11 protein-coding genes are annotated in these 13212 nt (G+C 75.8%); 7 read left to right on the top strand and 4 right to left on the bottom strand.

Translation table 11 applies throughout. The features are described from left to right. Positions 1–40: 40 nt before the first annotated feature. The 3 genes from Q7L73_RS24025 to Q7L73_RS24015 all read right to left on the bottom strand — a co-directional run bounded on the left by Q7L73_RS24025 (position 41) and on the right by Q7L73_RS24015 (position 2556). Positions 41–775 (bottom strand): hypothetical protein, encoded by a 735-nt coding sequence (locus Q7L73_RS24025; protein ID WP_304694706.1) that lies wholly within the window; start codon positions 773–775, stop codon positions 41–43. 85 nt (positions 776–860) lie between these two features. Then, positions 861–1448, bottom strand: a complete 588-nt coding sequence (locus tag Q7L73_RS24020; RefSeq protein WP_304694704.1) for an ANTAR domain-containing response regulator — start codon at positions 1446–1448, stop codon at positions 861–863. Further along, positions 1429–2556 (bottom strand): sensor histidine kinase, encoded by a 1128-nt coding sequence (locus Q7L73_RS24015; RefSeq protein WP_304694702.1) that lies wholly within the window; start codon positions 2554–2556, stop codon positions 1429–1431. Before Q7L73_RS24015 ends, Q7L73_RS24020 begins: the two co-directional genes overlap by 20 nt. 128 nt (positions 2557–2684) lie before the next feature. Between Q7L73_RS24015 and Q7L73_RS24010 the strand changes: the two genes are divergently transcribed. From Q7L73_RS24010 to Q7L73_RS23985, 6 genes are all read left to right on the top strand, one after another. Then, positions 2685–4091: a cytochrome ubiquinol oxidase subunit I gene (locus tag Q7L73_RS24010; protein WP_304694700.1), complete on the top strand. Its 1407-nt coding sequence runs from the start codon at positions 2685–2687 to the stop codon at positions 4089–4091. Positions 4092–4211: 120 nt separating this feature from the next. Next, positions 4212–5513, top strand: coding sequence for a cytochrome d ubiquinol oxidase subunit II (gene cydB / locus Q7L73_RS24005; RefSeq protein WP_304694698.1), 1302 nt, complete (start codon positions 4212–4214; stop codon positions 5511–5513). 227 nt (positions 5514–5740) lie between these two features. After that, positions 5741–7648, top strand: a complete 1908-nt coding sequence (locus tag Q7L73_RS24000; protein ID WP_304715688.1) for an ATP-binding cassette domain-containing protein — start codon at positions 5741–5743, stop codon at positions 7646–7648. Next, a complete protein-coding gene (locus tag Q7L73_RS23995) occupies positions 7645–9558 on the top strand; it encodes an amino acid ABC transporter ATP-binding/permease protein (RefSeq protein WP_304694694.1) in 1914 nt (637 codons plus the stop codon). The genes Q7L73_RS24000 and Q7L73_RS23995 overlap by 4 nt, the downstream gene beginning before the upstream one ends. Further along, entirely contained in the window at positions 9555–9899 is a 345-nt protein-coding gene (locus tag Q7L73_RS23990) for a hypothetical protein (RefSeq protein WP_304694692.1), read from the top strand. The genes Q7L73_RS23995 and Q7L73_RS23990 overlap by 4 nt, the downstream gene beginning before the upstream one ends. 150 nt (positions 9900–10049) lie before the next feature. Further along, complete coding sequence (locus tag Q7L73_RS23985) at positions 10050–11237, top strand: MFS transporter (protein ID WP_304694690.1); 1188 nt, start codon at positions 10050–10052, stop codon at positions 11235–11237. A gap of 87 nt (positions 11238–11324) precedes the next feature. Here Q7L73_RS23985 and Q7L73_RS23980 read toward each other — a convergent pair whose 3' ends face one another. Then, positions 11325–12311, bottom strand: coding sequence for a zinc-binding dehydrogenase (locus Q7L73_RS23980; protein WP_304694688.1), 987 nt, complete (start codon positions 12309–12311; stop codon positions 11325–11327). 185 nt (positions 12312–12496) lie between these two features. Here Q7L73_RS23980 and Q7L73_RS23975 point away from each other — a divergent pair, with 185 nt between their 5' ends. Next, positions 12497–13066, top strand: coding sequence for an RNA polymerase sigma factor (locus Q7L73_RS23975; protein ID WP_304694686.1), 570 nt, complete (start codon positions 12497–12499; stop codon positions 13064–13066). The last annotated feature ends 146 nt before the right edge of the window (positions 13067–13212 follow it).

Below are 13212 nucleotides of genomic sequence, written 5' to 3'. Positions count from 1 at the left end.
GCACCATAGCCGTCGCCGCCGACGGCCTGTTTTTGCCTGCTCAGCGGGTGCGGCGGAAGACCAGCTGCGCTCTGACGACGACGCAGGAGTGGATCCCGGTGCTGTTGATCCGGCTGCATCTGCCCGCGCGTCTGAGGACGTTGACGCGCCGCTCGGCACCGACCCGCAGCCGCAGCAGCGCGGCGCCCATCCCGGGGATCGCGGTGCGCTCGACGTAGATGTCGGCGCTCGGGCCGGCGTCGCCGCGGCGGTAGTCGAACTGCGGGCAGTCCTGGAGCGCGGTCGAGTCGACGCCGCCCTGCCAGTACAGCCCGCGTCCGCTGATCAGGATGTGCAGGCCGAACGTCTCGTCGCGGGGCCCGCACGAGCTGACGTAGTCGTCGTCCGGTCTCGGCGCCTCGTCGCAGCGGCCGTACTCGGTGTCGCAGGGGACGCACGGTCTGACCTGCGGGACGAGGTGGTGACGCCAGCCGACGACGCGCTCCAGCGACCCGCGCAGCTTTGCGTCCCGGTAGGCGTACCAGCCGCTGTCGAACCGCTCGGCGGTGAGCGTGCCGCTCGCCGCGCCCGCCTCCTGCACGATCCGGCCCTCGCCCTTCGTCCACAGTCTGCATCTCTGCGGCCACGGCTTGCTCTGCTCGCTCCAGCGGTGCGTGACGCTCGCGGAACGGAGCGTCCAGTCGAAGCTGCGGGTCTGGCGGTCGGCGGCCGGCGCGGGTGACGCCGTCGCGAGCAGCAGCAGCGCCGCGAGGGCGGTGCAGATTCGTGTGCGCATGGCCGCGATCATCGGCCGCCGGCGGCCGCGCGTCATCGCCCGAACGACCGCGACCGCTCGCCCGAAGGTCGGACCCGCGGCCGCGTCAGCCCTCGCCGCTCTCCAGCAGCGATCTCTGCTCGACGATCCGGCGCGCGACCTCGACCAGTCTCAGGTTGCGGTCGCGCGCGGCGCGCTGGATCCGCCGGAACGCCTCCGGTTCGGTGATCCCGGTCGCGGCGATCAGCAGGCCCTTCGCCTGCTCGATCGTCTTGCGGTCCTCCAGCGCCTGCTGCGCCTTGCTGACCTCGGCCTCGAGCGCGCGGAACTCCTCGTGGCGGCTGGCCGCGAGGCGGATGCCGGCGTCGAGCGCGCGGTCGTCGATCGGCTTCGTCAGGTAGGCGGAGACGCCGCTGGCGATCGAGCGCTCGATCAGCTCGGGGTCGTCGACGCCGGTGATCACGACGATCGGCCGCCGCAGCCCGGCCTCGCTCAGCTCGCGCGCGGCGGAGAGGCCGTCGAGGCGCGGCATGTCGACGTCGAAGAGGTAGAGGTCGGGCGGGTCGTCGTGCGCCAGCTCGACCGCCTGGCGGCCGTCGGCGGCGGGGCCGAGCGGCTCGTGGCCGAGGGCCTTCAGGCGCGCCGTCAGGGCCATCGCGATGACCGGGTCGTCCTCAGCGATCAGGATCCGCATCGCCGACATTGAAGCGCAGGACGGCGCTGGTCGAGCCGTCGAGCAGCGTCTCCAGCTCGAATCTGCCGTGCAGACCGCGCTCCGCGATCTGCCGCACGAGCGTCAGCCCGAGGCCGCTGCCGCCGATCGCCTCCGCGTCGTTGCCGCCGCCGTCGCGCACCTCCAGCCGCGCGATCCCGCCCTCCTCGCCGGCGAAGACGACCGTCACCGGCGGGCGGCCGTGGCGCAGCGCGTTGGCGACCAGCTCGTTCGCGATCACGCCGAGCTGCTGGGCGCGGGCGGCCTCCAGCCGCAGCTCGTCGGAGACGACGACGACCTCGTCGCCGGGCGAGGAGAGCGCCTCGACGACCGTCCGCAGCAGCCGGTCGGTCGCGACCGTCCCGCCGCGCTCGCCGGCCAGCAGGTGGTGGACGGCGGCGATCGAGCGGATCCGCGCGCCGGTCGCGTCGAACGCCTCCGCCGACTCGGGGTCGGCCGGGCGGCCGAGCAGCAGCAGGTCGGCGACCGTCTGCAGCGAGTTCTTGATGCGGTGGTGGGACTCGGCCAGCAGCGCCTGCTCCAGCTCGGCCGCGGCGGCGGCGCGCGCGGCCGCGGCGGCGGTCGCGCGGGTGGCGCGCGCGAGCGCCAGCGCCAGCACGACCGAGGCGCTCAGCAGCACCGCGGTGAGGACGACCTCGGCGGCGGACAGCGAGGCCGGCGCGACCGCCATCGCGGCGGCGTAGACGACCGCGGCGAGGCTCAGCCACAGCCACAGTCTGAGGTTCTCGTGCGTCAGCGCGATGAAGGGGAGGACGAGGAACAGCAGCAGGTCGAAGCGCGCCTCGCCGCCGCCGACGACGATCAGCGCGGCGACGAAGACGAGCAGCCCGCCGGCCCACAGGTCGAGTCGGATCGCGTGGCCGTGGCCGCCCGGCAGCTTGCTCCACGGCAGCAGGCCCATCCCGAGGTTCGCGACCGCGCCGGCGAGCGCGAGCGCGACGACGAGCGCCGAGTGGCGGGCGCCGACGTCGAGCGCGACCGCCAGCAGCACCGCCGCGACCGACAGCCAGCCGAGCAGCAGCCCGGCGCGGATCGCCTCGCGGCGCGCGGTCTGCGGTGAGGGGTCCACGTTCGAGAGCCTACGCGCTACCCTTGGGCTCGACGCGCTGTTCACGACGACGCTCGTCACCGGGTCCTGTTCGCCCGTTGCTCGCCGCCTTTGCTCGAGGCGGATCCCGCGACAGGAGCCCCGTCCACGTGAACAGTCTCGACCTCGCCCGTTGGCAGTTCGGCCTGACGACGCTGCTGCACTTCGCCGTCGTCGGCATCTCGATCGGCCTCGTGCTGCACGTCGCCTGGCAGCAGACCCGCTGGCACCGCACCGGCGACGAGAGATACCTGCGGCTGACGCGCTTCTACGGCAAGCTGATGCTGCTGTCGTTCGCCGTCGGCGTCGTCACCGGCATCCTGCAGTCGTTCCAGTTCGGCATGAACTGGTCGCGCTTCTCCGCCTACGTCGGCGACGTCTTCGGCGCCCCGCTGGCGCTGGAGGGGCTCGGCGCCTTCTTCGTCGAGGCGGTCTTCCTCGGCTTGTGGATGTTCGGCTGGGGCCGGCTGCCGAGACGGCTCCACCTGGCCTGCCTGTGGATCGTCGCGGGCGCGGCGGTGCTGTCGGCGTACGCGATCCTCGTCGCGAACACGTGGATGCAGCACCCGGTCGGCTACGAGCTGGTCGACGGCAGAGCGCAGCTGACGAACGTGCTGCCGGTGCTGTTCAACCTGAACCTCGGGCTGACGGTCGCGCACGTCCTGTTCGGTGCGCTGCTGGCGGGGACGACGGTCGTGCTGGCGGTGGCGGCGCTGCAGCTGCTGCGCGGGCGCGACGTCGAGGTCTTCCGCCCGTTCATGGCGTTCGGGCTGAAGGTCGGCCTCGTCGCCGCGCTCGGCGCGGCGACCTTCGGCCACTTCCAGGGGATGCTGGCGCTGAAGCAGCAGCCGATGAAGATGGCGGCGGCGGAGGCGCTGTACGAGACCGAGTCGCCGGCGGGGCTGTCGCTGTTCGCGCTCGGCGGCGTCTCGACCGACCCGGGCAGGCTGCTGCTCGACATAAAGCTGCCGGTCGCGCTGTCGGTCCTGAACGACTTCTCTCTCAGCTCGACGGTGCGCGGGATCGACGAGCTGCAGGCCGAGGCGGAGGCGAGATACGGCCCCGGCAACTACACGCCGGTCGTCGGGCTCATGTACTGGAGCTTCCGCACGATGGTCGGCGGCGGGACCGCGCTGATCGGTCTGCTGGCGTTCGGTCTGTGGCTGCTGTGGCGGGGCACGCTGTTCCGCTCCCGCCGCTACCTGAGGCTGCTGCTGATCGCGCCGGCGCTGCCGCTGCTGGCGCAGGCGGGCGGCTGGATCCTGCGCGAGGGCGGTCGGCAGCCGTGGATCGTCGAGGGCCTGCTGCGGACCGACGTCGCCAACTCGCCCAACGTCGGCGTGGTCGTGGTCGCGTTGTCGCTGGCCGGCTACCTGGCCGTCTACGGCCTCGCCTTCTTCTTCGCGGGCCGGACTGCCCTGCACGAGGTCGACGAGGGGCTGGAGGGCGAGCACTCGCTCACCCCCGCACCCGGTGCGGCCCGCCGCGCCTCGTCCGACCTCGCGCTCACGTACTAGGAGGCGCCGGCTCGATGCCCGATCTGACCGTCCCCGCGCCCGCCCTCGCTGCGTTCGCCGCGTCCATCGCGCCCGTCGCGTTCGCCGCCCCTGTCTTGCCTGCCGCCAGGAGAGCCGCCGATGCCTGATCTGACCGTGCTCCAGACGATCTGGTTCGTCGCGATCGTCCTGCTGTGGGGGCTCTACTTCGTGCTGGAGGGCTTCGACTTCGGCGTCGGCATGCTGATGCGCCGGGTCCGCCGCGACCACGACGACCGCCGCGTCGCCCTGCACGCGATCGGCCCGACCTGGGCCGCGAACGAGGTCTGGGCCGTGATCGCGGTCGTCGCGATGTTCGGCGCCTTCCCCGGCTGGTACGGCGCCTGGGCCTCGGCGCTCTACGTCCCGCTGACGCTGATCCTGCTGTCGCTGATCCTCCGCAACCTCGCGATCGAGCTGATCGGCAAGCGCGACGACCCCCGCTGGCGCCTTGCGTGGGAGCGCGTGCTAGTCGCCGCCTCGACGCTCGCGCCGTTCCTGTGGGGCATGGCCTGGAGCGCGGTCGTGTGGGGGATCGCGATGAAGGCGCCCGGCTCGGCCGATGCCGCCTCGGCTGCCGGCGCCTCCGGGGGTGCGGCGGCCTCGGCCGCTGGCGCCTCCGCGGGTGCGGCGGCCGATGCCGCCCGCGCGGCGGCCGGCTCGCTCGACGTGACCGCCGGCCCGCTCGACGTGATCTCGCTGTACTCGGTGGCGGGCGGCCTCGCCTACGTCCTGCTCTCGCGCGCGGCGGGCGCGGCCTTCCTGACGCTCCGCACGGCCGAGGACGTCCACGCCGCCGCCGCTCGCCAGCTCCGCCTCGCCGCCCCGCTCGCAGCCGTCGCCGTCGGCGGCTTCCTCGCCTGGACCCTCGCCGCCGCCCCCGGTACGCCGGGAGTCGTCGGCTGGCTCGCCGCCGCCGGCTGCTTCGTCGCGCTTGCGACGCTCGCGATCGCCGGCCTCCGCGTTGCGGCATCCGCCGCGAATCCGGGCGCGGCTGTCGCGAATCCGGGCGCGGCTGTCGCATTCGGCGCGGCGTGCGCGGCGGTGGCGCTGTTGCTTGTGAGCTGGTTCGCGCTGCTGTTCCCGGCGGGCATCGCCGGCGCTGACGGCGGCCCGGCGCTCGCGCTCGCCGACGTGGCCTCGGGCAGCTACTCGCTCTGGCTGATGACCGGTGTGACTGTGCTTCTGCTGCCGCTTGTGGGCGGTTTGCAGGCGTGGAGCTACTGGCTCTTCCGCCACCGGATCACGCGCGCCGACGTCGGCGCCCCGCCGCCGAGCCCGGTCGATCTCGTCGCCCGCCTCGCCGGCGGTCGTACCAGCGCTGACCCCGCCGCCGCCGGCCCGACCGCCGACACTCCCGCGGTCCCGCACGGCCCGGGCTTTCGTCGCCGGAGATCGTCGTGACACCCGCGCCCGCCGGCTCCGAGCCTGCCGGTCCCGAGCCTGCCGGTCCCGAGCCTGCCGGTCCCGCGCCTGCCGGTCCCGCGCCTGCCGGTCCCGCGCCTCCCGGTCCCGCGCCTGCCGGTCTGGCGTCCGCCGGCTCCGCGTCGGCCGCCTCCGCGCCCGCCGACCCAGCGCCCGCCGAAGCGACCCTCGACCCCAGAGCGGTTCATCGGCGGCTGCTGACGCTCGTGCCGCGGGCGCGGCTGCTGCTCGGCGGTGCGGTCGCGGCGGGGCTGGTGGGGGCGGGGCTGTTGGTCGTGCAGTCGCTCGCGCTGGCGCACGCCGTCGCTGGTGCTGCCTTCGACGGGCGTGACCTCGCCTCGCTGACGACCACGCTGCTGCTGCTCGCCGCGGCGGTCGTGGGGCGGGCGCTGCTGGCGGCGGCCGGCGACTGGCTCGGCCGGCGCGCGGCCGAGCACGCGATGGCGGAGCTGCGCCACCGGGTCGCGCGGGAGCTGCTGGCCGCACGGCCGCGGCGGGTCGAGCAGGCGCGCCGGGGCGAGCTGGCGACGGCGGCCGTCCACGGCGTCGACGCGCTCGCCGACTACTACGCGACCGCGGTTCCGCAGATCGCGCTCGCGGCCGCCGTGCCGCCGGCGCTCGTCGGCGTGGTGCTGTGGCACGACCCGCTCGTCGGCGTGCTGCTGGGGCTGACGCTGCCGCTGGTGATCGTCTTCATGGTCCTGGTCGGTCGCGAGAGCGCGGCCCGGATCGCCGAGCGGCGCCAGGCACTGGGCGTGCTCGGGTCGCACTTCCTCGACGTCGTGCGCGGCCTGCCGACGCTGCGCGCCCACGGCCGCGCCGAGGCGCAGGCGGCGACGCTCGGGCAGATCGGCGAGCGCTACCGGCTGGAGTCGGTCGCGGCGCTGCGGGTCGCCTTCCTGTCGGCACTGGTGCTGGAGCTGCTGGCGATGGTCGGGACGGCGGTCGCCGCGGCGGTCGTCGGCGTCCAGCTCGCCCAGGGAGCACTCGGGTTCGAGGCCGGCCTCGTCGTGCTGCTGCTCGCGCCCGAGGTCTACGCGCCGCTGCGCCGCGCCGGCCAGCGCTACCACGCCGCCGAGGACGGAGCCCACGCCGCCCAGGCGCTGCTGGAGCTGACCGCTGTGAGGTCGCAGCCCTCTGAGGGCCCCGATTTCACAGAGACCGTTTCGTTGCCCGCGGCGCTGACGCTGCGTGGGGTCCGGGTCGCGGGCGGGGACGGGCGGGCGGCGGCGCTCGGCGGGGTCGACCTGCAGTTCGCACCTGGGCGGCTGACCGCGCTCGTCGGGCCGTCCGGTGCCGGCAAGTCGACCGTGCTGCGGCTGCTCGCCCGCCTCGGCGAGCCTGACGCGGGTGCGATCGATGTCGGCGGCGTCGACCTGCTCGCGCTCGATCGCGGGCGCTGGTGGCAGCAGATCGCCTGGCTGCCGCAGCGACCGGCGCTGCTGCGCGGCCCGCTGCGCGAGACGCTCACGCTCCAGCACCCGGCCGCGACCGCCGCCGAGATCGAACGCGCCCTCCGCCGCGCCGCCGCGTGGGAGGTGATCGCCGAGCTTGCGCCGAAGGCCGATGAGGACGCGCTCCTGGACGGCGGTGCGTGGGCCGGAGCCACGGAGACACGACTTGCGCGTGCGCTTGCGACGCCCGTCGGCCCCGGCGGGCGGGCCGGCGCCGCGGAGACGCGGCTGACGCGTGCGCTTGCGGCGCCTGTCGGTGCCGGCGGGCGGGCCGGCGCCGCGGAGACGCGGCTTGCGCGTGCGCTTGCGACGGCCGTCGGCGCCGGCGGGCGGGCCGGCGCCACCGAGACGTGCCTGACGCGCGCGCTTGCGACGCCCGTCGGCCCCGGCGGGCGCGGGTTGTCGGGCGGGCAGACGCAGCGGCTGGCGCTCGCCGGCGCGCTGCTGTCGCCGGCGCCGCTGCTGCTGCTCGACGAGCCGACCGCCCACCTCGATCCCGGCAGCGCGGCAGCCGCCGCGGCCGGCATCCGCGCCGCCGCCGCGGGCCGAACCGCGATCGTCGCGACCCACGATCCGGCCGTGATCGCCGTCTGCGACGAGGTCGTCACAGTCCGTGACGGTCGTGCCGCCGCCTCGGCCGTGCTCGGAGCGGCCGCATGAGCGCGCTGGGCCGGCGGGGCGTCGCGGGCGGCCGCGAGCGGCTGCGGATCGTGCTGCTCGGCGCCGCGGCGGCGGTCGCCGGGACGGTGCTGCTGGCAGCCTCGGGCTGGCTCGTGACGCGCGCGGCCGAGCGGCCGCCGGTGCTGGCGCTGCTGGCGGCGATCGTCGTCGTGCGGGCGCTGGGGCTGGTGCGCGCCTTCGGCCGCTACGGCGAGCGGCTCGCGGCCCACGACCTCGCCTTCCGGCAGCTCGCGGAGCTGCGCGTCGGCTGGTACCGGCGCCTGATCGCCCGCCCGCGACGTGACCTCCGGACGTTTGACCCCGTCAGAGGGGGTCAAAGGTCCGCAGGTCATGACGGCGGGCCTGCCGGCGACGCCGCGGCGCTGCCGGCGGCCGACCTGCTCAGCCGCTTCGTCGTCGACGTCGACGAGCTGCAGCATCGCGACGTGCGCGTGCGCGGGCCGCTGCTGGTCGCGCTCGTCGCCTCCCTGACCGCAACCGCGCTCGCCGCCGTGGTGCTGCCGGTCGCCGGCATGGTGCTCGGCGCGGGGCTGCTGGCCGGCGCGATCGTGCCGTCGGCGCTCGCGTTCGTCTCCGCGCGCGGCGCGCTGCGCCGGCAGGGGGAGGAGCGGGCGGCGCTGGTCGACGAGCTGGTCGAGACGATGGACGCCGCGCCGCAGCTCGCGCTCGCCGGCCGCGGCGCAGAGCGGCTCGGCCGGCTCGATGCCGCGTCGGCGCGCCTGTCGCGCATCGCCCGTCGCGATGCTGCCGCCTCGGCGCTGGCGCAGGGGCTCGGCACGCTGATCGCCGGGGTGACGCTGATCGCCGTCCTCGCCGTCGCGATCGATCCCGCGGCCGCCGGCACGCTCGACCCGGTCTGGCTCGGCGCCCTCGCGCTGCTCGCGCTCGGCGCCTTCGAGCCGCTCGCGCCGCTGCCCGAAGCGGCGACCCGCGCCGTCTCCGTCGCCGCCGCCGAACGCCGCCTCGCGCAAGCCGCGCCGCCGATTGCGCAGGGTGCGCCACCAACCGCGCAAGCCGCGCCGCCGATTGCGCAGGGTGCGCCACCAACCGCGCAAGCCGCGCCGCCGATTGCGCAAGCCGCGCCGCGATTTGCGCAAGCCGCGCCGCCGTTTGCGCAAGCCGCGCCGCCGAGTGCGCAAGCCGCGCCGCGATTTGCGCGAGCCGCGCCACGGAGTGCGGAAGCCGTGGCGGAGGCGGCGGTGCTGCTGACTGCCCGCGGGATCCGGCACCGGCCGGGCGGAGCGGGGGCGGCGGTCGTGCTCGACGGGGTCGACCTGACGCTGCGGGCTGGCGAGCGGGCGGCGCTGATCGGGCCCAGCGGCGCCGGCAAGACCGTGCTCGTGCAGCTGCTCGCCGGGCTCACGGCAGCGGACGAGGGCGAGATCGCGCTCGGCGGGCGGCCGCTCGGGGTGCTCGCACCGGAAGAGCTGCGGGCGGGGGTGCGGCTCGCCGGGCAGGACGCCCACCTGTTCGCGACCTCGATCGCCAACAACGTCCGCATCGGGGCGCCGGAGGCGGACGATGCGCAGGTCGAGGCGGCGCTGCGGGCGACTGGGCTCGGGCCGTGGCTCGACGCGCTTCCCGACGGGGTTGGGACGCTCGTGGGGGAGGAGGGGTTCGCGGTCTCGGGCGGGCAGCGCCAGCGGATCGCGCTGGCGCGCTGCCTCGTCTCGCCGGCTCGCCTGCTGCTGCTCGACGAGCCGACCGCGATGCTCGACCCGCCGGCCGCCCGCGCCTTCCTCACGGATCTCGACCGCGCCGTCGGCGACCGCGGCGTGCTCGTGATCACCCACGAGCGGATCGGCCTCGACCGCTTCGACACCGTCCACGAGCTGCGCGACGGCCGGCTGGTGACGGTGACCGGAGGCCGGGTAGCTCCCACCACGTGAGCGCGATCGAGTTCCACGACGACCACGGCCGGCTCCACCGCGACGACGGCCCGGCGCGGATCCTGCCGAGCGGCCGCCAGGAGTGGTGGCGGCACGGGCAGCTCCACCGCGAGGACGGACCCGCGATCGTGCACGCCAACGGCTCGGTCAAGTGGTACCGCAACGGCAGACGGCACCGGGTCGGCGCACCCGCGTGCGTCTATGTCAACGGCACCGAGAAGTGGTACGAGAACGGGCTGCGCCACCGCCTCGACGGGCCCGCCGCGACCTACCCCGACGGCCGCCGCAGCTGGTTCGTCGACGGCGTCGAGGTGAGAGCGCCGCAGCGGCCACGCCGCTGACTGTGCACCCCGCCGCATCTGGGCGCGCGGCGCACGGGCCACGGCCGACGCGCGGGGCTCGTAGGGCGCACGCGCCACTGTGTGACAGGCGTCACCACGTCGCGCCACGAGCGGCCGCTACGGTGCACAGCCGTGTCGCCTTCTGGTCGCTTGCGCTTTCCCCTGGTCATCTTCGCCTTCGCGCTCTGCTCGTTCGCGATCGGAACGACGGAGTTCGTCACGATCGGCCTGCTGCCGGAGGTCTCTGACGCGCTCGACATCTCGACGCCGATGGCGGGGCATCTCGTCTCCGCGTACGCGCTCGGCGTCGTCGTCGGCGCGCCGCTGATGATCGCGATCGGGGCGAAGGCGCCCCGGCGCGCGCTGCTGCTGTCGCTGATGACGCTGTTCGTGCTCGGCAACATCGCCAGCGCGCTGGCGCCGAGCTTCGGCACGCTGTTCGTCGCGCGCGTGATCACCGCCCTGCCGCACGGCGCCGTCTTCGGCCTCAGCGCCGTCGTCGCCGCGCAGCTCGTGCCGGCCGAGCGCCGCGCCGCCGCGATCTCGCTCGCCTTCCTCGGCCTGACGCTGTCGAGCTGCATCGGCGCGCCCGCCTCGACGCTCGTCGGCCAGCAGCTCGGCTACAGAGCCGCGTTCGTGATGGTCACGGGCCTCGGCCTCGTCGGTCTCGCCGCGCTGCTGGTGACGATGCCGCGGCTGCCGCGGCCGGAGGGCGTCACGCTCAAGCGCGAGGCCGGCGTGCTGCTGAAGCCGCGCGTGCTCGTCTCGTTGTCGATCGCGATCGTCGGCTTCGCCGGGATCTTCGCCGCGATCGGCTACCTCGCGCCGATCCTCGAGAACGTCACCGGCTTCAACGAGTCCTCGGCGATCTGGGGACTGTCGGTCTTCGGCGTCGGCATGACCGCCGGCAACCTGCTCTCCGCCCGCCTGCAGCGCCACGTCGAGACGCCGCGCGACAGCGCGGTCCTGATGGCGCGCGTGCTGGTCGTCTTCACCGTCGTGCTGGCGGCGTTCGTCGGTACCTCGCACGTGCCGGTGCTGGCGGTGCTGAACGTGCTCGCGATCGGCGTCGTCGGCTTCAGCGCCGTGCCGATCCTGCAGGCGCAGCTGCTCGACATGGCCGCCGCCGCCCCGACGATGGCCTCCGCGACCGTCCACTCGGCCTTCAACATCGGCAATGCGCTCGGCCCGTTCGCCGGCGGCCTCGCGATCGACGCCGGCCTCGGCGACGCCTCCGCCGCCGGCGCCGGCGCGCTGCTCAGCATGGCCGGCCTGCTGATCGCCGTGCAGGCGATACGGATGGCGCCGGCGACGCCGATCGCGGCGCAGCCGGCGTAGCGTCGGCGGCACGTCACTCGCCCGCCGCACCGCCCGCAGCCCGCGGCGCCGTCGGCGACGCGGCTCCGCGCGCCGCCCAGCGCGGCCTCACGGCACCAGCACGACCTTCCCGACCGTCCGCCGCTCCTCCAGCGCGGCGTGGGCGTCGGCAGCCTGCGCGAGCGGGAACGTCTGCACGGCCGGCGTCAGCTCGCCGCGCGCGGCGGCCGCCAGCGCCTCCGTCTCCAGCCCGCGGATCCCGCCCGGCCGGCCGAAGACCGCGTGCCCGATCTCGAAGCCGGCGCGGATCCCGCGCCGCTCCAGCTCCTGCGCGCCGAGCGACAGCGGCTCGCCTGAGGACCAGCCGTAGGTGACCAGCCGCCCGCCCGGCGGGAGCAGCCCCACGGCCTCGTCGGCGATCGTCCCGCCAACGCTTTCGAAGACGACCGACAGCTCGTAGCCGCCGAGCCGCTCGCGCACCGCCTCGGCCCAGCCGGGCACGCCGTAGTCGACGGCGATCTGGGCGCCGAGCGCGCTCGCGCGGGCGACCTTCTCGGGCCCGCCGGCGACCGCGACGACGAGCGCGTCGGCGCGCAGGGCGGCCTGCACCAGCAGCGTCCCGAGCCCGCCGGCCGCCGCCGTCACGAGCACGACGTCGTCGGCGCCGAGGCGCGCGGTCTCGAGGATCGCGAGCGCCGTCCGCCCGGTGCCGATCATCGCGACCGCCTCGCCGGCACCGAGCCCGTCGGGGAGCGGGTGCAGCGAGGAGGCGGCGGCGATCGTCCGCTCCGCATAGCCGCCGTGGCGCGGCTCGCGCCCGAGGTGGACGACGACCCTGCGGCCGAGCCACGCCGGCTCGACGCCCGGCCCGACCTCCTCGACCTCGCCCGCGACCTCGCGGCCGGGCACGTGGGGGAGCGCCGGCAGCGGCGTCGGCGGCCCGACCTGGCCGGCGCGCAGCGAGGTGTCGAGCAGGTGGACGCCCGCGGCCTCGACCCGCACGGCGACCTCGCCGTCGCCGGGCTGCGGCGCGTCGATCCGCTCGTAGCGGAGGTTCCCGGGCGGGCCGAACTGATGGAGGCGGATGGCGTGCATGCGCGCCACCGTACGTCTTCAAGCGCGCTTGAAGTCAAGGGCCGCGCCGCGGGGCGCATCACGCGAGGCGAGTGGACGGCGTCACGCGGGGCGGCGCGGGCCGCGCCAGGCCGCCGCGGGACCTCCCCGATGTGCGCCCGGCGGCGGCGCCGTAATTTCGGCCTCGCTCCCGGCAGAGAGGCAGTGTGACCATCCTCAGACGCAGTGACGAGCGCGACGACGGGCGTTGGGCCGTCTACGACCGCCACGTCGGCGCGATCCGCGCCTATGCGGCCCGGCGGGTCGAGCGCGACGCGGTCGACGACGTCGTCGCCGAGACGTTCGCGGTCGCCTGGCGGCGGCTGCCGCGCGAGGCCGATCCGCTGCCGTGGCTGTACGGCGTCGCGCGCAAGGTCGTCCACGGCCACCGCCGCAGCCACGCGCGCCGCGGCGCGCTCGTGCAGCGGGTCGCCGGCAGCGGCGCGGCGCAGGCGACCGCCCCGCCCGACCCGGCCGAGGCGATGAGCGGCGATCCTGCTCTGGCGCGCGCCTTCGCGACGCTGACCGAGCAGGAGCGCGAGGCGATCCGCCTGGCCGCCTGGGAATGCCTCGACAACGACGCCGCCGCACGCGCCGCCGGCTGCTCGCGCGCGACCTTCGCCGTCCGCCTCTCGCGCGCCCGCGGTCGGCTGCGCAAGGAGCTGGAGGCAGCGCCGCCCGCCCCCGCCGCACCCCCGCACGCCTCGCCCCTCCCGACCCTGGAGCCCGCCCGATGAGCCTCGACCATGACGACGACCTGATCGCGCGCATGCGGCGCTGCGACCCCGCGCAGGCGACGCAAACGCGCACCGCGACGGCGCCCGCCGCGCGCGCCGCCGTCACGGAGGCCCGCGCCCGCCGCGGCGCCCGCGCGCGCCGCCGC

This window comes from Conexibacter sp. CPCC 205762 (assembly GCF_030646155.1).
Taxonomy (GTDB): Bacteria; Actinomycetota; Thermoleophilia; order Solirubrobacterales; family Solirubrobacteraceae; genus Conexibacter.
This window is presented reverse-complemented; position numbering and strand designations above follow the sequence as displayed.

Bases quoted from the DNA above. Each gene is read 5' to 3' on its own strand.
- Q7L73_RS23995 (WP_304694694.1), top strand. From the start codon at position 7,645: ATGAGCGCGCTGGGCCGGCGGGGCGTCGCGGGCGGCCGCGAGCGGCTG.
- Q7L73_RS24025 (WP_304694706.1), bottom strand. From the start codon at position 775: ATGCGCACACGAATCTGCACCGCCCTCGCGGCGCTGCTGCTGCTCGCG.
- Q7L73_RS24020 (WP_304694704.1), bottom strand. From the start codon at position 1,448: ATGCGGATCCTGATCGCTGAGGACGACCCGGTCATCGCGATGGCCCTG.
- Q7L73_RS23980 (WP_304694688.1), bottom strand. From the start codon at position 12,311: ATGCACGCCATCCGCCTCCATCAGTTCGGCCCGCCCGGGAACCTCCGC.
- cydB (WP_304694698.1), top strand. From the start codon at position 4,212: ATGCCTGATCTGACCGTGCTCCAGACGATCTGGTTCGTCGCGATCGTC.